17 protein-coding genes and 1 pseudogene are annotated in these 19,767 nt (G+C 55.8%); 7 read left to right on the top strand and 11 right to left on the bottom strand.

Features of this window, described 5'->3' with window-relative positions; all coding sequences use genetic code 11:
• Positions 1 to 567: 567 nt before the first annotated feature.
• Positions 568 to 879, bottom strand: a complete 312-nt coding sequence (locus EJ576_RS09500) for a hypothetical protein (RefSeq protein ID WP_126570205.1) — start codon at positions 877 to 879, stop codon at positions 568 to 570.
• A gap of 519 nt (positions 880 to 1,398) precedes the next feature.
• On the opposite strand from EJ576_RS09500, the gene EJ576_RS29960 reads away from it, so the two are divergent.
• The 3 genes from EJ576_RS29960 to EJ576_RS09485 all read left to right on the top strand — a co-directional run bounded on the left by EJ576_RS29960 (position 1,399) and on the right by EJ576_RS09485 (position 2,465).
• Entirely contained in the window at positions 1,399 to 1,614 is a 216-nt protein-coding gene (locus EJ576_RS29960; RefSeq protein WP_046036385.1) for a hypothetical protein, read from the top strand.
• Between the two features lie 201 nt (positions 1,615 to 1,815).
• Entirely contained in the window at positions 1,816 to 2,106 is a 291-nt protein-coding gene (locus EJ576_RS09490; protein WP_046036276.1) for a type II toxin-antitoxin system ParD family antitoxin, read from the top strand.
• 2 nt (positions 2,107 to 2,108) lie between these two features.
• Positions 2,109 to 2,465 (top strand): type II toxin-antitoxin system RelE/ParE family toxin, encoded by a 357-nt coding sequence (locus EJ576_RS09485; protein WP_046036275.1) that lies wholly within the window; start codon positions 2,109 to 2,111, stop codon positions 2,463 to 2,465.
• 1,117 nt (positions 2,466 to 3,582) lie between these two features.
• Here the strand turns inward: EJ576_RS09485 and EJ576_RS09475 are convergent.
• From EJ576_RS09475 to EJ576_RS09440, 8 genes and pseudogenes are all read right to left on the bottom strand, one after another.
• Positions 3,583 to 5,073, bottom strand: a complete 1,491-nt coding sequence (locus EJ576_RS09475; protein WP_126570204.1) for an aldehyde dehydrogenase — start codon at positions 5,071 to 5,073, stop codon at positions 3,583 to 3,585.
• Position 5,074: 1 nt separating this feature from the next.
• Positions 5,075 to 5,977 carry a dihydrodipicolinate synthase family protein gene (locus EJ576_RS09470; protein ID WP_126570203.1) on the bottom strand — a complete coding sequence of 301 codons (903 nt, stop codon included), beginning with the start codon at positions 5,975 to 5,977 and terminating at the stop codon, positions 5,075 to 5,077.
• A gap of 41 nt (positions 5,978 to 6,018) precedes the next feature.
• A pseudogene (locus tag EJ576_RS29955) lies at positions 6,019 to 6,261 on the bottom strand (MFS transporter); the annotation flags it as partial.
• The gene (locus EJ576_RS09460; protein ID WP_126570201.1) at positions 6,262 to 7,581 is read right to left on the bottom strand and encodes an FAD-binding oxidoreductase; all 1,320 of its coding nucleotides are present in this window, start codon (positions 7,579 to 7,581) and stop codon (positions 6,262 to 6,264) included.
• A 103-nt stretch (positions 7,582 to 7,684) separates the two neighbouring features.
• Entirely contained in the window at positions 7,685 to 8,755 is a 1,071-nt protein-coding gene (locus EJ576_RS09455; RefSeq protein WP_126570199.1) for a GlxA family transcriptional regulator, read from the bottom strand.
• A gap of 98 nt (positions 8,756 to 8,853) precedes the next feature.
• Entirely contained in the window at positions 8,854 to 9,879 is a 1,026-nt protein-coding gene (proX, locus tag EJ576_RS09450) for a glycine betaine/L-proline ABC transporter substrate-binding protein ProX (RefSeq protein ID WP_178083532.1), read from the bottom strand.
• A 41-nt stretch (positions 9,880 to 9,920) separates the two neighbouring features.
• Positions 9,921 to 10,874: a glycine betaine/L-proline ABC transporter permease ProW gene (proW, locus tag EJ576_RS09445; RefSeq protein ID WP_126570196.1), complete on the bottom strand. Its 954-nt coding sequence runs from the start codon at positions 10,872 to 10,874 to the stop codon at positions 9,921 to 9,923.
• A 46-nt stretch (positions 10,875 to 10,920) separates the two neighbouring features.
• Complete coding sequence (locus EJ576_RS09440) at positions 10,921 to 11,955, bottom strand: glycine betaine/L-proline ABC transporter ATP-binding protein (RefSeq protein WP_126570193.1); 1,035 nt, start codon at positions 11,953 to 11,955, stop codon at positions 10,921 to 10,923.
• A gap of 365 nt (positions 11,956 to 12,320) precedes the next feature.
• Between EJ576_RS09440 and EJ576_RS09435 the strand changes: the two genes are divergently transcribed.
• The 4 genes from EJ576_RS09435 to EJ576_RS09420 all read left to right on the top strand — a co-directional run bounded on the left by EJ576_RS09435 (position 12,321) and on the right by EJ576_RS09420 (position 17,485).
• Positions 12,321 to 13,277 (top strand): LysR substrate-binding domain-containing protein, encoded by a 957-nt coding sequence (locus tag EJ576_RS09435; protein ID WP_003181858.1) that lies wholly within the window; start codon positions 12,321 to 12,323, stop codon positions 13,275 to 13,277.
• A gap of 131 nt (positions 13,278 to 13,408) precedes the next feature.
• A complete protein-coding gene (locus EJ576_RS09430; protein WP_126570191.1) occupies positions 13,409 to 14,770 on the top strand; it encodes an MmgE/PrpD family protein in 1,362 nt (453 codons plus the stop codon).
• 193 nt (positions 14,771 to 14,963) lie between these two features.
• Positions 14,964 to 16,199 carry an aromatic ring-hydroxylating dioxygenase subunit alpha gene (locus EJ576_RS09425; protein WP_003181861.1) on the top strand — a complete coding sequence of 412 codons (1,236 nt, stop codon included), beginning with the start codon at positions 14,964 to 14,966 and terminating at the stop codon, positions 16,197 to 16,199.
• 140 nt (positions 16,200 to 16,339) lie between these two features.
• Positions 16,340 to 17,485 carry an MFS transporter gene (locus EJ576_RS09420; protein ID WP_126570189.1) on the top strand — a complete coding sequence of 382 codons (1,146 nt, stop codon included), beginning with the start codon at positions 16,340 to 16,342 and terminating at the stop codon, positions 17,483 to 17,485.
• Between the two features lie 284 nt (positions 17,486 to 17,769).
• Here the strand turns inward: EJ576_RS09420 and EJ576_RS09415 are convergent, their stop codons facing one another.
• Together EJ576_RS09415 and EJ576_RS09410 are read right to left on the bottom strand one after the other, a co-directional pair.
• Positions 17,770 to 18,333, bottom strand: coding sequence for a carboxymuconolactone decarboxylase family protein (locus EJ576_RS09415; protein WP_126570187.1), 564 nt, complete (start codon positions 18,331 to 18,333; stop codon positions 17,770 to 17,772).
• 11 nt (positions 18,334 to 18,344) lie between these two features.
• The gene (locus EJ576_RS09410; RefSeq protein ID WP_126570185.1) at positions 18,345 to 19,673 is read right to left on the bottom strand and encodes an aspartate aminotransferase family protein; all 1,329 of its coding nucleotides are present in this window, start codon (positions 19,671 to 19,673) and stop codon (positions 18,345 to 18,347) included.
• Between the last annotated feature and the right edge of the window lie 94 nt (positions 19,674 to 19,767).

The raw sequence follows: 19,767 nt of genomic DNA, 5'->3' as shown, positions 1-19,767 counted from the left end.
AAACAGACTCAGATCTAACAAAAAAAGCAGGATCACATTGTTGCCGTCTGGCTGACTTCGCTGTCTCGACTTTTGGAAATCCGCCCTTTTACGGACGTTCACGACACCGCAGGTGGCCACATCGAACGCTGCGATTTTCAAGCCTGATTGTTCACCCGTGGCTACGGCGTGGGCGATGCCAAGACGACGCCGCACCCTAGCGATTTCGTCCGTGCCCTACAGACCGCTCTACTGGAGTCCCGTCATACTCCCTATGGCCGAAAGCAGTCATTTGTGGACGGCAGCTATCGGCCAGAAGCGGTCACTCGGCGTGTCTACGAAATTAGGGGCGATTCAGCCTTACTGAGCGGGTCGAGAAAGGTCGCTGGCCGGAAGGCGATTTGCTGGACGCGTTCCGCGTGTGGCGTGACCAGGAAAATACGTCGAACGCCGTTCCTGGGCGAGAGCTATGATTGAGTAGGAAGTCGATCGTTTCCTCTATTTCGACGTCGAGTGCCTCCAGGGCGCCGGGACAGAAGCCGAAGGCATTGCGCTTGCTCAGCGATAAGCGCCGGGGAACCATTCAGATCATTTCAGACGGAAAATCGCGTCAATAACATCATCCAGCGGCTTCTCTCCGTGTGTATTTTTACCCACAAAATGTGCCGTAAAGCTGACACGCACCCCCTCTTTCTGGAAGAAAAAATACTGCGGTTCTACTGGAACTGGAGGATTTGGGATAGGCGCATATGTACACAGCTCAACTCCATCTAGCACAACAGTTGCACCCGACTTGAGGCAAATTTGATATGTCCCTTTAGGCCCCACAACTTCAATTTTCGGATTTTCGCTACTCATAACTTTTCCCTTCCCAATATTTGTTTTAAAAGAAACATACATCGAACGCCGTTCCTTGAGTATGGCACTAGATTATCAACTTCGTAATGCACCACGGCGTGACAGGGGCTCAGGCAGAACGGGCAAACCGTAGTGCCGTCGCGCCTCAGCGTTGGACTCCTCGATCGTGATCTCGCCTCCAAGGAATAGGGTCTGCAGCTTGAGCAGAAGTTCAGTAGGTCGAATGCCTTCCAGTGCGGACGTGGCCCGCGCATAACGCACGGCTTCGATTCGCTGGGGTTGCAGGTGATCGCCACCGAAAATGAGGACATCTACATGATGCTGAAGTACCTCGGTAAGCGTCTGCCGATGTCACCTTGCACACCCAGGCTGACCGTCCTACGTTAGCGGAAGCGGCTTGGGTGACGTCAGCTTTTGGCCGTCTGCTGCCTGTCGCAACGGCAGTTTTTGGCGAATGCTGACCCTCACTCTAAACCGTTTCATTCACTTAACTCACGGGTGGCTCGGGACATCCGCCTCCCCCGCTGCTACGCTTTCGGCTCCTTCATTGGAGTCGAAACAATACCCACTGAATATTCACTGCCTGATGTCCTTGAGCGTCTGTACCAAAACCAGTTCGCCTTAGAGGCGGCGGTGATGGAGTTGACGTTGTGGATTGAGCGCAAGGGTACGACGGACACAGGCGACAATATCCGCGGCGCGCTACAAACGATTGGAGAGAACGCCGGACACATCAAACAAGGCTTGGCAAAACTGAAGGCCCGAGGCCCACACTAATTAAGCTGTCCACGACGTCCCGCATGCGACAGCCTTGCTTGGACTTTGTGCGCATACAGTCCGGGCCATCTGTTCGGCGCAAAGGATGACCCCACACTTTACAGTTCGTCAGATACAAATCCCAAACTCCCTGAGTTTATGTAAAATGGCATAATATGCCAACGATCGAAACAATATGTTTGCCCAGAGTTGGAGCTAATGATGGCGACGCGAAACGTTGTGCTCACCCCTCACCAAGAACAGGTTATCCAAGACCTGGTCCAGTCCGGCCGTTATCAAAATGCCAGCGAAGTGATGCGAGAAGGTTTGCGTTTACTGGAGCAGCGCGTCGCCGAAGACACTGCCAAAATTGAGGCGCTGCGTCTGGCGACCTCGATCGGCATCATGGATCTTGAACACGGGCGCTTTACTCAATTGAACGAAGGGCATCTGGAGCTTTACCTAGAGGGCTTGAGCCTGGAGGCCACCACTCTCGCGAGCGAGAAACACTGAGCATGCCGCAGTATCGGATTTCCAACGCGGCGCGCGCCGACATTGTCGACATCCTCAGGCTCTCCCAGACGCAGTTCGGCGATCAAGCACGGCAGCGCTACCAGGCGCTGATACTCACGGCGTTGCAAGCTCTTGCCAGCACTCCTTATTGCATTGGCAGCCACGACCGTGATGAGCTTGCACCGGGCCTTCGCAGCTATCACCTCACCTATTCACGCCAGCAGGTCAAACACCCCCATGGGAGGGTCAAAAGCCCACGCCATATCGTGTTCTATCGTGTGGCAAATGACGCCCTGATCGAGGTCGTCCGACTCCTTCATGACGCCATGGAAGTGCAGTTGCACTTGCCGAACGACTGATCACCGACCGGGCACAACAGTTTAACCGGCCATGAACAGCAAAGGTAGGCGCCCCCTCTACATCGCAACCTGAGCCCCTCCCCCGCTGCCAGCCGATTCGGCGGCCAATTGAAGCACGATGCTCTGGCCCCGACCGGAATATCGAGATCCACGACAAGAAACACGATGTTCAATTTTGCCCACCGCTTTCAATGCTGAACAACCGCTTCGTAGGCGTTTTCCGTGCCTAGGCGCCTCGCATTACGCTGCAACTGCCGATGGACATGCGGATCAACGTCCCTAGCATCCAGAGCCCTGGCAACATCACGCAGAGCACGAGCATCTCTGGAGTCAATTTCAGGATAGGTGCAGAGAGAAAGACCCAACAACACCATTTAAGGATATCGACTCATTACCCATATCCTCTTCCGGACGAGCAAGGGTTTGCCAGATACGGGTTGCTAATCCAGTATACGGAGGCGCACTGAATACCAGCCAAAGCCACCCAAGTCCGTGCCAGAAATCGCCATTCGCGATCGCTCGAACACTACGCGCAACTGGGGGCATAACTGGGGGCATAATTCGTTTTTTTCAGGCTGCGACTACCGTGCTAGAGCCCAGTCAAAATGTTCTTCGGCGACCCTGAGAGTCTCTAGGCATCGTCGGACAGGATGTTTATCTGATCATTTCTGCCTTTCCACAAACCATGGGGCTTCATTCACTTCCAGTGGGTTGCTACATTGGGGCATATCTGAGGGCATGCTTTGGATGGTTTGAAAAGGATGCCCCAGCCTAATGCCCAATCAAAAAGTCGCGGCGTATTTGCCTGCTCCAATGAGCTGACTCTGGCGCCATGATGAGATCGGATAACCCCGTATCCTTCACCTGACCGGCGGATGGATATCCCTGATAGACGTAAGAGAAACGCCATGCTGAGCGCTGAGTGGCACTTCATCGAGCAACTGATCGGGCGTCAATTGCAATTCAGGATCTGTTGCTTCAGCCGTTCGTAGAGACCTTGCTCGCTCTTCACGACAACTCCGTCGGTTGCTTCCAAGCTCGCCCCACCCCTTTACAGCCTCGAAATCACCCCAGTCCCGCGACTGGGGCGATAAGGCCGTCACGCCCTCTGCAGCACTCAGGAGGCGTCAATCCAGATGGTTTTTATCTCGGTGTATTGGTCGTGCGCCCAGATGGATTTGTCCCGCCCACCGAACCCCGACTCCTTGTAACCACCGAAGGGCGTAGACGCATCCCCCTCTCCAAAACAGTTGACGGTCACAATGCCGGCGCGGATGCCACGTGACAGCTTCAATGCATTGCGCAGGTTGCCGGTATACGCCGACGCAGCCAAACCGTAGGCCGTATCGTTGGCCAGTTCGATGGCCTCATCGAGGGTATTGAAGGTGGTGACACTCAGCACAGGGCCGAAAATTTCCTCTTGGAACAGGCGACTGCTACGCCCTACTCCGTCCAGGATGGTCGGTTCTACGAAGATATTCTCAGAGGTATTGCCGCCCGCCAAAACAGTCAGTTTTTCGTCCTTGGCGTGCTCGATGTAGGACCTCACCTTCTCAAAATGCGCTTTGCTGATCATCGAGCCCAGGCGGTTGTCCGGGTCGAGGGGGTCGCCCATCTTCCAGTCTTTCAGGTGCACCTGAATGCGCTCAAGCAGCGCGTCCTTGATATCGGTGTGCACGAGCAGGCGCGAAGACGCCGAGCAGTTTTCGCCCATGTTCCAAAAGGCACCGTTCACCACATGCTGTGCGACTTGGTCAATATCCTCGGCATCATTCATCACCACCGCTGGGTTTTTGCCGCCACATTCCAGCACGATGCGCTTGAGGTTGGATTCACTGGAGTACTTGAGGAAAATCCGCCCCGTGTCGGTCGAGCCGGTAAAGCTGACCATGGCCACGTCACCATGCCGGCCCAACGGTTCACCTGCCTCCTTGCCGCCACCAGGCACCACATTGAACACGCCGGCGGGAACACCGGCCTGATACGCCAGCTCAGCGACACGCAGCGCGCTCAGCGAGGTTTCCTTTGCTGGCTTGACCACGATCGAGCAACCTGCGGCCAACGACGGACCGATTTTCCAGGCGAGCATCAGCAGCGGAAAGTTCCACGGCAGCACCAGGCCCACTACGCCGATAGGCTCGCGTACCACCATAGTCACAGCGCCCGAACCCACCGGCGCGGTAGCGTCGTAGATTTTGTCGATCAGTTCGGCGTGCCAACGCAGCGTGTGGATTGTCTCTGGTACATCAACGTCCTGGCACTCGCGGATGGGTTTGCCGCTGTCCAGGCTTTCAAGTACCGCCAGTTCGTGCGAGTTGTCTTCCAACAACTGGGCAAAACGCAGCAGCACGCTTTTACGTGCAGCAGGTGAAAGACCCTGCCAGCGTGCATCCTCAAACGCTGCCTTGGCAGCCGCCACAGCCTCGTTTACGTCCTCGGCATCACAGGCCGAAATCTCGGCCAGTACGTCACCGGTGGCCGGGTTGGTGGTGGTGAACGTACGGCCCGATTTCGCGCTGCGAAACTGGCCGTCAATAAACGCCTGAGTGCGAAACTCAAGCTTGCCAGCCAGTTCGCGGTAGGCTTCTTTACTCAGCAGATCAGCCATTTCAAGCACCTCCCACAATGTGCGCGACGTTTTGCTTAAGCGTTTGGATCACCGCTTTGAGCGCCTGCTTCTCGGACTCTTCCAGCGCCTGCAATGGCGCACGGACACCACCGGCACGCAAGCCGCTCAGCTCACTGCCATGCTTGATCGATTGCACAAACTTGCCGCCTTCAAGGAAGTCCATCAACGGCAGCAGGGCAGACATGATGCGGCGGCCTTTGTCGAAGTCCTTTTCAATCACGCAGGCCTCATACAGCGCAACGTGTTCGCGAGGAATGAAATTGGAGCCGGCGCATACCCAGCTGCGAGCGCCCCAGGCGAAGAACTCCAGGGCTTGATCATCCCAACCGCACGAGATCTGGATCGAAGGATGGGCGCAGGCCAGGCGATGCAGGCGATTCATTTCCCCAGAGCTTTCTTTGATCGCTTCAATGTTCTTGCACTGCGCAATCGCTTCGAAGAACTCATCCCCCATGGCCACCCCCATACGCGCCGGGTAGTTGTAGAGCATGATGGGCAGGCCTGCTGCCTTGTCTACCGCCAGCACATGGGCGGCGATTTCTTTTTGGGTGGGCAAGGCATAAGGCGGAGAACCCACCAGGATCGCATCTGCCTTGATCGCCTTGGCTTGCTCAGCGAAGAACACCGAATCCTCGGTTCTGATCCCGCCGGTGCCGACAACCAGCGGCAGACGACCTTGCAGGACACTCTTCGCACGTTCAGCCACCGCCAGACGCTCAGCAGGCGTATGAGCGTAATACTCGCCCGTGGAGCCGCCGATAATGATGCCGTGAACCTTGGACTCGACCAGGTATTCAAGCACTTCATCAAAGGCCGAGTAATCAACTTGACCATCCGAAGAGAGCGGAGTTATCGCGGGGGTAAAAATGCCGTCAAAGTTCATGCTGTTTTCTCCAGTAATTCCAAGGGTTGATCCAGGGGTTGCTAATTCAACGAGGCGGCTTGTTGCAGGTTGAGTGACCGTGTTTCAGGCGCCAGCACCCAAGACAACACGAGCCCCACTAACGAAATGGCGGCGGCGACATACATGGTTTCGTCGATCCCTAACTTGCTCAATGAAATCGGCACCCAGTAAGTACCCGCGGCTGCGCCGATGCGTGAGAGCGACGTGCCTACGCCGACCGCAAATGCGCGAATTTCTGTGGGAAACAGTTCATTGGGATAAACTCAGCTTTCTCGACCGGCGCGGTACTGCCCCCATTTAAGATTTGCGTTGACACCCAACGAGAGAAACGGCTCCGGCGGATTACTGTTCGGCCCGGGTGCGTTCAATAGAAAGTCGATCCGTTCATCACGTTGGCCCGCGAGCCACTCTGCAAGCAGTTGCCCTGTCACCGTGCCGCGGGTCACGCCTAGGCCATTGCAACCCAACGCCCCATAAACGTTGGGGGCCAACTCACCAAAGAAACCGTTGTGGTTTCGAGTCATGGCCAATGCACCGCCCCAGGTGTATTCAAAATTGACGTTGGGCAACATGGGAAAGCGTTTATCAAACGAGGCTTTATGACGGCGTATGAATCGCTCGTTATATCGACTGTCGCTGCGGCCGTCGGGGTTAAAGCTAAAACTGTTTCTGATCAGTAAGCGGTTATCCGGCGTACGCCTGACGGTGGTTCCAAATGGATCAGCTGGGATCGCGCCCCAATACGGTTTTCCACCGAGTTGTGCCTGCTCTTCTGGCGTCAATTGCCGCGTGAGACTGCCGTAGGTATAGATGGGCAACATCCGGCCCTTAAGGAAACCAAAGCGCATGCCAAATGAGTTGTTCGCGAGGATCAGCTTGTCGGCGGTGATACTTCCATTGGCATGTTTCAGTACGGTTTTCGCACCGTACTCAACTTCGAGAATCGGCGTACGCTCATACAACGTCACGTTGGCTGGCAAATGGTCAGCGAGCCCCTTGACCAGTGCCGACGGCTGAAGCAACACGGCACCCGGTGTGTATAACGCCTTACGGTAGAAGTGCGTACCCAGGTGATTGGGCAACTCATCTTGCTCAATCATTTGATAAGGCTGATCCAACTTATCCAGCCCACGCCGATAGGCTTCGAGTACCGCGATGCCGCGGTCCTCCACGGCCGCCTGGTACTTGCCGCAGGCCTTCATCTGACAGTCGATGCCATATTGATCGACCAAGTCGCGCAGGATGGACTGCCCTGCCAGATTGAGCTTCAGGCTAGACTTGGCAAGGGCGATGTCGCCGATGTAATCCTCAGCGCCGATATCATGGGGCAGATCGATAGCGAACCCGGCATTCCTGCCGGAGGGCCCGAGACCAACCTCCTGAGCCTCAACCAGCACGATCTCGTCATTCGGAAAACTCATCGCCAGTTGCCGGGCTGCCGCCAGCCCGGTAAAGCCCGCACCAACAATCACCCAACGGGCAGTACTGTGTCCGTGGTGGGCGGGCTTAGGCTTACGCGGCCGGCTTAAATGAAACCAGCCACAGCTATTATCGTCGGCGGGTAACGAGGTAACTTTCATAATAGTAGGACCGTAAAGTTGAATGCATTACCGGGTCCAACACAACACCATGCGCAGGACGAAATAAACTAAATAACTAACCGACGACACAACGGCCAAACGCGTTTCAAAAACCTGCCGCAATTGCATAGCGTTCCGAATTGCTAAAGTCGCTGGAATAATAGTTATCCCTGAACGTCATGGGCGGCAGGCCGAACAAATCCTTGAAGCGCTTATAAAAGTGCGGATAGCTGACAAAACCGGTAGCGAGTGCCACGTCCGTCAACGAGCGATTACTTTGAATAATCAGTTGGCGGGCGCGGGTAAGTCGCAGTTCCAGGTAGTAGCGGTTGGGCGCCGCGTTTAAATAGCGCGCAAACCTGCGCTCAAGCTGTCGACGCGAAACCCCCACGTGGCTGGCGATCTCATCGATCTCCATGGGTTCTTCAATGTGGTTTTCCATCAGGGAGATCGCAACGTTCAGCGGGCTAGGAACCGGTTTAACCAGGCTGACAGCACCAAGGGTTACAGTATTGAATTGAGGCTTTTTGGGTTGATGTACACGTTTGATTTCATCCACGAGATCAGCATCGCGCTGTGAGCCGAGGTCCTGCATGATTGCCAGGATCATATCCAGCGCGGATGAAGCACCAGCGCACGTCGCGCGCCCCTGGGTAAAGGTGTATTCGGACTCCCCCGTTTTCACTTGGGGGTAATACTCGTTTATCAACGCACAGCTATCGGCATGACAGGCGCAATCCTGGTCATCGAGCAAGCCCGCATCGGCCAGGTAAAACGCAGCATTCCATACACCAGCGACGATGCCCCTTCCCCCTGCCGCCTTTTTCAATGCGCGGCGAATGGAGGGGTTGCTGGACAGCCTTACCCGCTGGCCACCGATAACCACAAGAGCATCGTGATTGATTTTTTCAACGTTCAAACGTTCCGAGGACAACGGTATGCCGATATCACTTTCAACCAGTCCACCCAAGAGCGAATACGTCGATACTTTGTAGACGGTATTACTGTTGATCAGATTGCCGGTCGCCAGCGCGTCCATCGCTGTTGAGAGTGCAGTTAATGAAAAGTGGTCGAGCAAGATGAATGCCACTCGTACAACTTTTTCATGACCGACCGAGTCGGTAGTTTGCCGAAATCCAATATTCTGGAACTTCAACGAGCTTTGGAAGGTATCCATTATCTTCGCCACCTGATCACTTTATTACGTAAAACAAACGCAGCCGGTCCCGCGTACGGCCAGCTCAATCGAGCTGGCAGCACTTTCCTTGCTGTTTTCTATTGCTTGGCTGCGGCGCGCGCGTCACTCAACCAACCATCGTATTGCGCCTGGTGAGCCTTGATCCATTCGGCCGCATGGCGTTTGATGTCTGCGAGTGATTTCTCACCCTTTTGCATGCGCAGGTTCTGGGCACTTTCGTCGTCCGTGGTGATACTGACTTCCGACAGAAACTTGCGAGCCACCGGGTTCTTCTCGGCAAACTCTTTGTTCATCACAGCGTTAACGGTATCCACCGGGAAACCGAGATTTTTGCCCTGATAAAAGGTGTCTTTATTGTCTTGGCCGTCAGGCAACGAGGTGAACGGAACCGGCAGCCATACGACGTCGCGCCCTTCCACCAGCACGCTGGAGATCCATTGCGGCACCCAGGTGAAATACAACACGGGTTTGCCCTGCTGGAACCTGGCGATAGTGTCTGCCATCAGCGCGAAGTAAGAACCCCGGTTGTCCACGACGGTTGGGCCCAGGCCATAGGCTTTCATGTGGTATTCAACCATCACTTCGCAACCCCAGCCGGGGTTGCAGCCGGTCATGTCTGCTTTGCCATCGCCATTGGCGTCGAACAGCTTGGCGATCTCCGGCCTCTTCAAATCCGAGAGATCCTTGATGTTGTAGGCGTCGGCTGTTTTCTTGTCGATCATGTAGCCCTGCAGCACGCCTTTCATGACCTGGCCAACTTTCACCATGGTGTCGTCGCCGCCGCCTTTCTTATAAAAGGCAGCGTGCAGGTTCTCCCACTCATGCACGGTGAAATCCGCATCGCCATAGGAGAGCGCCAGGAACATCGCGGGATAATCAACTTCCTTGGGGGGCTTCACGTCATAGCCAAGGTCTTTCAAGCCTGCAATTGCCACCTCACCGCGAAAACGCTCTTCAGCAATAGTCGGGAAAATAGGCGTGATGGAAACACCGTTACCCGGTTTGTTTGCATCAGCGGCATACGCTGCCGAACATATAGTTGCACCCAACATGGAGGCCATCAGCGTCGCGACGACGGTTTGCTTGAGATTTGCAAGTTTCATATTTCACCACGCTTGAATTTATAGTAGGTGAGCAGATGTGCTTAGTTAGTCACTGGGCGTGCTACGTTCTTTTTCTTCTTGAGTTTCATCACTAGGCCAACCGGCCCGGTTTCGTACCAACGCTGGCCGGTTGCCAGATCACTGCTGCGCTCGCCCATCGCTTGGGTCAAACGATCGAGGAAGACTGCCAGGAGTACCAGGCCGGCACCGCCGACGCTGGCCAGCCCCATGTCCAGGCGGCCGATGCCGCTCAATACCATCAGCCCAAGCCCGCCAACGGATATCATCGAAGCAACGACGACCATCGAAAGTGAAAGCATAAGTGTCTGGTTCAACCCGGCCATCATGGTCGGCGCGGCAAGGGGCAGTTGGACCTTCAACAGCATCTGGGTGGCGGTGCAGCCAAACGCACGTGCGGCTTCGACTTTATCGGCGGGTACCTGGCGGATGCCCAGGTTGGTCAGGCGCACCAAGGGCGCAACCGAGAAAATAATCGTCACGATGACGCCTGGAACGTTACCGATGCCAAACAACATCACCACAGGCACCAGGTAAACGAAAGCGGGCAATGTCTGCATCGCGTCCAGCACCGGACGCACAATCACTTCCATCCGGTCGCTACGGGCACAGAGGATGCCCAGGGGAATACCAATAACCGCACAGAAGAGTAATGAGGTCAGGACCAAAGCGAGGGTCACCATGGCATCGGCCCATACACCGATCAGGCCCAAACCCGTCAATGTAGCGATACTGAAGATTGCGATTCGTTTACCGCCGATCTGCCAACTGATCAATCCGGCGATAAGAATGAATACTGTGGGGGGCACGGAAAGCAGGCCCCACTGAACACCATCAAGCACTTGGTCAACCGGCCATCGAATTGAGCGAAAGACTTCCCGAAAGTTATGCACCAGGTAAGTCAGCGCGGCTTCAACCCAAGCGCCCAATGGAACAGTGAAACTTTGGAACGGGTCCAAATAATTAAAGTCCGACATGATACTTCCTCGCCCTCAGAACTTGAGACTGCTCTGATTATTCAAATTAACTATTATTCAGGCAGCTCAGAAGATGGCCTTGGGAAATCGAGCCCTTATACAGGCCAACTTCATCCACCACCGGCATAGGCGTTGCGGAGGCCGCGACGATATGCAGAATCTCTCTGAGCGAAGCTTCTGCTTTTAGAGGGGTGTGACGACCAGGCTCATAGGTGATGCTGGTGTCCTGTTGAGCGATATCGCCCGCTTTCAGGATTCGACTGGTGTCGAATCCATTAAAGAAATCGCGCACGTATTTATTGATGGGGTTGCACAGCAACTCACGCGGGGTACCAATCTGCACCACCCGCCCGCCTTCCATGATTGCGATGCGGTGGCCGATCCGTACGGCCTCTTCAATGTCGTGGGAAATAAAGATGATGGTGCGGTTCTGCTCGGCCTGAAGCTTGATCAATTCGCCCTGCATCTCGCTTCGAATCATCGGGTCGAGGGCCGAAAACGCCTCGTCCATCAACAGGATCGCCGGGTCATTGGCCAGGGCTCGGGCGAGGCCGACGCGCTGTTGCATGCCGCCGGAGAGCTGGTGGGGAAAGCTGAACTCCTGACCGGCAAGACCAACCTGGGCCAGCGCGCCCATGGCGCGGCAGTAGCGTTCTTTCTCGGCGACGCCGCTGATCTCCAAACCAAAGCTGACGTTGTCGATGACGCTCATGTGCGGCATCAGTGCAAAGGATTGAAAGACCATACCCATGTCTTTCCTGCGCACTTGCAGAAGATCTTTATCCGCCAGACCAGTGATTTCCTTGCCATTCAGAAAGATCGAGCCGCTGGTGGGTTCAATCAAGCGGTTGAACAAGCGGACCATGGTTGACTTGCCGGAGCCCGACAGCCCCATGATGACAAAGATCTCGCCGCGGCGGACGGAGAAGTTCGCATCAAAGACGCCAATAGCTTGCCCGGTTTTTTTAAAGACATCTTCTTTAGAGGCCCCATCAGCCAGCAACTTCATTGCGAGGTCCGGCTGGGTGCCGAATACCTTATAGACATTTTTGACGGAAATGATTTCGTCGGAATTAGTCATACCTTGCCCCTTCGTGTTCAGCACTATTCGCTTTAAGCGATGCGCAAACGATCGAAAATAGTTTTAAACGGCAGCGGTAATGAATAGAGAGTTTCACGACGGGTTTCCTTTTATTATTTTTCAGCCCCTAGGAAAGAGGGATGTTTCAAATTTAGTAGTAACCCACCGTCAATTCCAACTACATTTACAGGGACAATTGGATAACGTCGGGTTATAGGTCGTCTCAAGCGGACAGTTTTCTTGCTGTGGCGCACAGGAGCGACCCGTTATGTCTCAAAAACGACCTGCACACCGTTTTTACCGTCTGGCTTCAGTTACTCTCGCGTCGCTTCGCTGGGGAGCGGCTGCATGAGGAGAACGTAAGGATGTCAAAGCATGTCGACCCTGACAGCATTCTGCTGAAAATGCCGTCGTTGAGGGCCGTGAAAGCGTTTGTAGCGGCTGCCAAGTACGAGAGCTTCACCCTCGGCGCCGAGGCGCTTTGTGTTTCGCAGGCGGCTATCAGCCGGCAGATTCGCGAGCTGGAGGAGTACTTGGGTGCGCAGCTTTTCAACCGCGTAGGGCGTGCTGTCGAACTGACTTCTGCCGGGGCAGTGTTCTTTGATGCCGCGCAGCTGTCATTTGTAAACATCGCCCAGGCAGCCGAGCGAATCCGCAGCAGCCAGTCCTCCAAAAAAATGCTGACCGTCTGCTGCTCTCCCGCTTTTTCCGCCCTATGGCTGTCAGACCACCTGCCCGAATTCATCAGACAAAACCCCGGCATTGAGTTGAACCTGGTCACGACGCAGAACTTCCTGACCATGGAGCCCGGGGTACAGCCGGACGTCTTCATTACCAAAATGGCCCGTGTCCGGGACGACTATAAAAGCTACCCGTTGTGCCATGACGTGATCTATCCCGTTTGCAGCCCGCAATTTTTGGAGCAACACCCGGAAATCTCGACGATCGAAGGTCTGAGAGACTCAGCCCTGCTGAACCTGAGCCCCTACGGACGATCCCAGGTAGCCGAGCACGTTGACTGGGGTGTCTGGTTTGCCTTTCAGTCGATTGACATTGATGATCGCCCGCAAGACAGCCCCCAGATTTTCAATGCCAACGACTACAACTTGCTGATCAGCATGGTGCTGACCCACCAAGGTATCGCCCTGGGTTGGAACCACCTGGTTACCCGGCTGGTAGAGCGTGGGGTGTTGGTGCGACCGATCCAGCAGCAAGTTCAGCTGCGCAACAGTTCGCACTACTTGAGCTGCCGAGAAAACGCCGAGAACGAAGATGAGCTGCGCCGGTTTCGTGAGTGGCTCCTGGCCAAGTTCCCCCGCTGACGCCGCCTGCCTTAGAAGCAGAGTCGCCATTTTTGTTATCGATTGCCCTACGAAAATGTTGCTGGAACGGTGAGCCCTCGCTGGGTCATCGTGCAGCGACACCATAATGATTTTCGTAAGGAATGCCCGGGATGTCACTGTTCGAATTTTGTCGCGATTTCGATCTCCAGCAAGCACCCGCCCACACGCAAGCCATACTCAGAAACAGCCTGTTGGATATCCTCGGTGTGATGGCCGGTGCGGCATCCAATGACACCAGCGAGATAATGCGCAGCTATGCACGCCTCCACTACCCCGGGGGGGTGTACACCAGCCGGCTGATGTTCGATGGCCAGCGCGTCAGTATGCTTGGAGCCGCCTGGGCTGGCGGATTTTCCGCAGACAGCCTGGACGCTCACGAAGGGCACTTCAAATCCAAAGGGCACGCCGGCGCAACGGTGGTTCCGGCATTGCTGGCCCTGGCCGATGCATTGCACCACAACGGCCAGGACATCAGCGGGCACGAATTTCTGTCGGCGCTGTGCATTGGCTATGAAACCGCGCTGCGCGCTGGCACTGCATTGATGGCAACCTCACCCACCTACCACGCTTCTGGTGGTTTTTCCGCCATGGGGGTGGTGTGTGCTGGAGCACGATTGCTTGAGTTTGATGAGCCGACCTTTCGGCACGCCTTGGGCATTGCCGAGTATTTCAGCGCACGCTGCCCAATGATGCGTGTGGTGCTGACACCCACCATGTTGCGCGATGCACATGGAGCAGGCGCTTACGTTGGCTTGAATGCACTGTTGATGGCGCAGGCAGGTATGACCGGTGCCCCCGCGGAGATCGTGGAAGACCCAAGTGTCGCGCCGCACTGGGCGGATATAGGAAACCGCTGGGAAATCGACAGCCAGTACTTCAAACCATGGCCTGTATGTCGATGGGCACAACCCGCCTTGACGGCAATGCTTGAATTACAGCGCCAGCATCCCGAAGTGAGCGCGGGCACCCTTGAAAAAATTCGCGTGGAAACGTTCTACGAATCGATGTGCCTGCAGGGCCATACCCCACGTAACGCAGATGAAGCCCAATACGCATTGGCGTTTCCGCTGGCAGCGCTGATTGTCCGAGGCAAGCTGGGGCCTGATGAAGTCACGAGGGGCTCAATCACCGCACCCGATATTCTCTCGCTGAGTTCACGCATCGAGATTGTCGAAGCGGCAGATATTTCCGCGCGTTTCCCGGATGAAATTCTTTCCAGGCTCACCCTTACCTTGCAAGACGGTAAGGTCATCATCAGCCCTGTGACAGCAGCAAAAGGTGATCCGCACACCGCGATGACGGCCGCTGAGCTGGATGGAAAATTCGACCTGTTCAGTAGCCATCTTGGCGTTGAACGAAGCCTTGCGGTGAAGCACGCGATTCATTCATTGGGTCAGGCGCAATCAGCCATTACGACGCTGGAGCCTATATTTTCAAGCGTTAAACATTCCGAAGAAGCAGCTGATCGATAACCTGAAATTATTGATTGCCCCTACGAAATGTTGTTTGCGGGCGTCGCGACAGCCCCCTAGGCTGTCATCTATCTAAAAAGAACATGAAGTTGTTGCACCTTTATTAAGCTGCCAACCGATGCCGAACTTTTAGAGCACTATAAAAGTCACCGTTAAAGGTGAGCGCTCACGTTATTTATCCTGGGAGGATAAGATGGATAATAAAGAAACCGTGTTTGACCTGATTGCCCAACGTAAACCTTGGCACTCACTCCCGGGAAAGCTCTACAGCAGCGAAGGCGTCTATCGCCAGGACCTTGAGCAGATTTGGCACAAAGACTGGATCTTCGCCGGACACACGTTTGAACTGGAAAAGCCCGGTCAGTACTTCACGCTGCAAGTGGGTGACTACCCGGTGGCCGTGGTACGTGGCAAGGACGGCCAGGTGCGAGCATTTCACAATGCTTGCCGCCACCGTGGCGCCAAGATTTGTGAAGCCGACCATGGCAAAGTCGCCAAGATGGTGTGCCCTTACCACAAGTGGACCTACGAGCTGGACGGCAACCTGCTGTTCGCCGGGAACATGGGGCAGGATTTCGACAAATCCGAATACAACCTCAAAAGCGTTCACTGCGAAATCGTGAACACCTTTATTTATGTGTGTGTCGCGAGCAAAGCACCGGATTTCGAACACTTCCGTACCGCCGTGACCCCCTTTGTCGCCCCGCATAACCTCGATGACTGCAAAGTGGCCTTTGAGTCCAATATCGTCGAGAAAGGCAACTGGAAACTGGTCTTCGAAAACAACCGTGAGTGCTACCACTGCGACGGCTCCCACCCCGAGTTGCTGCAATCGTTCGTGGACAACCTTTCCGTGGGCGGCACCAGCGGCGACGACGACCCGGAGCTTTCCGCCTACTGGAACAAATGCGAAAAAGCCGGCTTGCCAAGCCGCCTGGTCATGGACATCAAAGGACAGTTCCGCATGACCCGTATTCCACTGTCCAAGGGCGCGGTGAGCTACACCATGGACGGCAAGCCGGCGGTGACCAGCCGCCTGGATACCACCGGCGAAGCGGATATTGGCGCACTGTTGTACTTCAACTATCCATCGACCTGGAACCACTTCCTGGGTGACCACGCCCTGAGCTTCCGAGTGCTGCCGATCAGCGCGACGGAAACCTTGGTGACCACCAAATGGCTGGTGCTCAAAACTGCCGTAGAAGGCGTGGACTACGACATTGATCGGCTGACCAAGGTATGGATCGCGACCAACGATCAGGACCGCACTCTGGTAGAAGGCACGCAACGTGGTGTGACTTCACCCTCTTATGAGCCAGGCCCGTATTCCGAGACCGCAGAGACCGGTGTCTGCCAATTCGATGATTGGTATTGCGCCACTATGATGGAAAGGATCAAGGGGCCGATCCCCTTGAAGTCTGTCGGATAAGAACGATGCCCGATGGGTAAGCCTTTCAATACAGTCGTAGATTGAAAGGCTTACGCCTTAGCAACTTGCCGCCTCCTCCCTCCAGGCCTCAGCGCAGTCGCTGCCAGGCCTTTCTTTGTGTGCCTGTTCGGGTGATTCAAATGACTACGTCATCGTTAGCGATCAACACCAATTACGGCGAACGCACGTCAACCCGTATTGCTTTCCTGATCGCAGGGCTTGTCATGTCGGCATGGGCGCCTTTGGTGCCGCTTGCCAAGGCGCGCACGGGGTTGGACGAAAGCGGGTTGGGGCTGTTGCTGCTGGGACTGGGCGTGGGGTCGATTGTTGCCATGCCGTTTGCCGGGCACCTCACCGCACGTTACGGCTGCCGCCCAGTCATTGTGTGTTCCACTGCGACTCTATGTGTATTGCTTGTACTGTTGAGCAGTCTCAGTTGGCTGCCGGGCCTGGCATTGGCCGTAGTGCTGTTTGGCGCCGCTATGGGCATGCTGGATTGTGCGATGAACATTCAGTCCATCATTGTGGAAAAAAACAGTGGCGAGGCGCTTCAGTCGGGGTTCCATGGCCTGTACAGCGTCGGCGGCATTCTGGGTGCCGGCGCGCTGACTGCGCTGTTGAGTTTGGGATTAGAACCGGTGTTTTCAGCGCTGTGCGTCGTCATCGTGGTAATGGGGTGCCTGTATAAAGCGATTCCAAGTTTATTGACCTATGGAACCGAAAAAGACGGCCCGATCTTTGCGATCCCAAAAGGCATTGTCTTTTTACTGGGCGCTCTGTGCTTCATCGTTTTTTTAACCGAAGGCGCGGTGCTGGACTGGGGGGCTGTCTTTCTCGTCTCCAGCCGGAACATGGAGCCCACCTTGGCCGGCCTGGGTTATGCCAGCTTTGCGGCGGCAATGACCCTGGGACGGCTGACAGGGGATGCCCTCGTACGCAGATTCGGCGGCGTGCGCGTGATGGCTTATGGCGGAATAATTGCTGCCACCGGCATGCTCGTATCGCTTGGATTCGAGGGCTGGCCCGCCTCGTTACTGGGATATGCATTGCTCGGCGCAGGATGCTCGAACATTGTTCCCGTGCTGTTTACCGCCACCGGAAAACAGGGCCGCATGCCCCAAAGAGTTGCCATACCGGCGGTGATCTCCATGGGCTATGCAGGAATTTTGATTGGCCCGGCGGTGATCGGTTTCGTTGCCCATATGAGCAGTCTTTCCTTTGCGTTAGGGGGCCTGGTGCTTCTTCTACTATTTGTGAGCGCTGCGGCGCGCTATCTGCGCGTATGATCCGTCAATGTTTGGATAACTAACGATTATCGCTGTATAGGGGCTGAGAAACAGGCCCGACAAGTTCGCTTAGGGATATCCACTCATATTCCATTTCCTTTTCCGAACGACCGCGGATCTGCCACATTCGGAATGCTCTTTGGCGCCCCTGAGAGTCTCTAGTCAAATGGTCCTGTCAGTGCTCAGGGCACCGCACTCCCCCCGATCTGGCAAGGCATGACACGATAACGTCGTCGCAGAACTCTTTGGTATTAAGGGCTCAGAGCATCGATTCAACAACGCACTCATAGCTCAATAAATGGCAGCGGTGCATCGGTATCACGGCGCACCGCGAACACATTCAAAGTCATTGCCACCAGTGAGTAATATCCGAAAACTCCGACAAGCTCTACAACGCCTGGCTCCCCGAACGCCTTGACTGCACTCGCATACAAAATCTCGTCTATACGACGCGTCTCATACAGCGACTTGCCCAGGCTGTAGACCAAGTGTTCATCTTCGCGCACAAATAGCGGCACGGCCTGCTGCCGCAGCGCTTCAATAATCGAGTCCGTGACACCCGCTGCGCGGGCGATCGGCTCATGAATCTGCCACTCCGCCTGGGACTGCCACCAGGCGGCAGTGAACAGGATCGCAAGTTCGGTCAGGCGCAGTTCAAGCCGTGTGCCATACCGACAGAACGCCCCCAGGCGCTGCGCATGATTGGCCAGTTCCGGGCTTTGAATCCACGCCAGGAATGGGCCGTCCAGGTTCCCGCGTGGTCCCGCAAGAATGTCCTTGAGCACTGCGCGTTGAGCGTCGTCCATGGTCGCTTCAGTCAATTCGCTGAGCCGCGATTGAATCGTCATGCGCTATTCCCTCAAAGGCTTTTCAACGTGCTGTTCACCGCACTCAGGAGTTTGTCGGCGATCTCATCCAAGTGACTGTCCTCAAGAATAAACGGCGGTGCCAGCAGGATATGATCGCCCCGAAGCCCATCGACCGTGCCCCCCATCGGGTAGCACATCAGGCCTGCTGCCATGGCGGACTGCTTGAGTTTGGCGTGCAGCTTCAGCGCGGGGGCGAACGGGGTCTTGCTGGCTCGGTCGGCAACCAACTCAATGCCCTGGAATAAACCGCGCCCGCGAATATCACCCACGTGCGGATGCTCACCCAACTGCGCCAGCAAACGCTCACGCAGACCTGCGCCCAGGTGAATGACCCGGTCCAGCAAGCCTCGGGACTCGATGGCTTTCTGCACCGCCAGTGCGGCCGCGCAGGCGGTGGCGTGGCCAATATAGGTGTGACCATGCTGGAAAAACCCTGAGCCCGCCGCAATGGCATCACGGATTCTCTGACTCACCAACGTTGCACCTATCGGCTGGTAGCCCGCGCCCAGGCCTTTGGCGATGGTGATCAGGTCAGCAGTGATGCCTTCCTGCTCGGCTGCAAAAAGGGTTCCGGTGCGGCCCATACCGCACATGACCTCATCGAGGATCAACAACACCCCGTGGCGGTCGCATACCTCGCGAATGCGCTTGAAGTAGCCCGGCACGGCAACCACGGCACCCAGCGTCGCCCCTACAACGGGCTCGGCCACAAACGCCATGACATTTTCAGCCCCCAGCCGCAGGATCTCTGTCTCCAGTTCGGCCGCCAGGCGCACGCCCATGTCCTCCGGGGTTTCGCCCGGTTGCTGCTCACGGTAGGCATAGCAGGGACTGACATGGCTGACGTCGATCAGCAGCGGTTCAAACTGCTTGCGCCGCCACTCATTCCCCCCCGTGGCCAATGCCCCAAGGGTATTGCCGTGGTAACTCTGGCGACGGGCGATCAAGTGCTTGCGCTGAGGCTGGCCCACCTCGATGAAATACTGGCGGGCCAATTTCAATGCCGCTTCTATCGCTTCGGACCCACCCGAGACGAAGTACACCGATGCGATGCCTTCGGGTGCCCGGGCAACCAGGAAATCCGCCAGTTCTTCCATGACCTGGGTGGTGAAGAACGAAGTGTGTGCGTAGGCCAACTGGCCCACCTGTTGGCGCACGGCCTCGATCACCTGTGGGTCGCTATGGCCCAGGCATGACACCGCCGCCCCACCGCTGGCGTCCAGGTAGCGACGGTTGTCGCTGTCGATCAGATAAGGCCCTTCGCCCCGGACGGCCATTGGGTAGCTATGTGTAAGGCTGCGATGAAAGACGTGGCTCATGGTGCCGCTCCCGATATTTTTGCAAATAATAGATGCATGGATTTTAAATGCAATTAATTTTTGCAAGCCGCTCGAGACCATGAAGCCCGGCTTA

The organism is Pseudomonas sp. C 49-2 (assembly GCF_003970195.1).
GTDB lineage: Bacteria > Pseudomonadota > Gammaproteobacteria > Pseudomonadales > Pseudomonadaceae > Aquipseudomonas > Aquipseudomonas canadensis.
The sequence above is the reverse complement of the archived record's forward strand: the minus strand, read 5'-3'. Positions and strand labels throughout refer to the sequence as shown.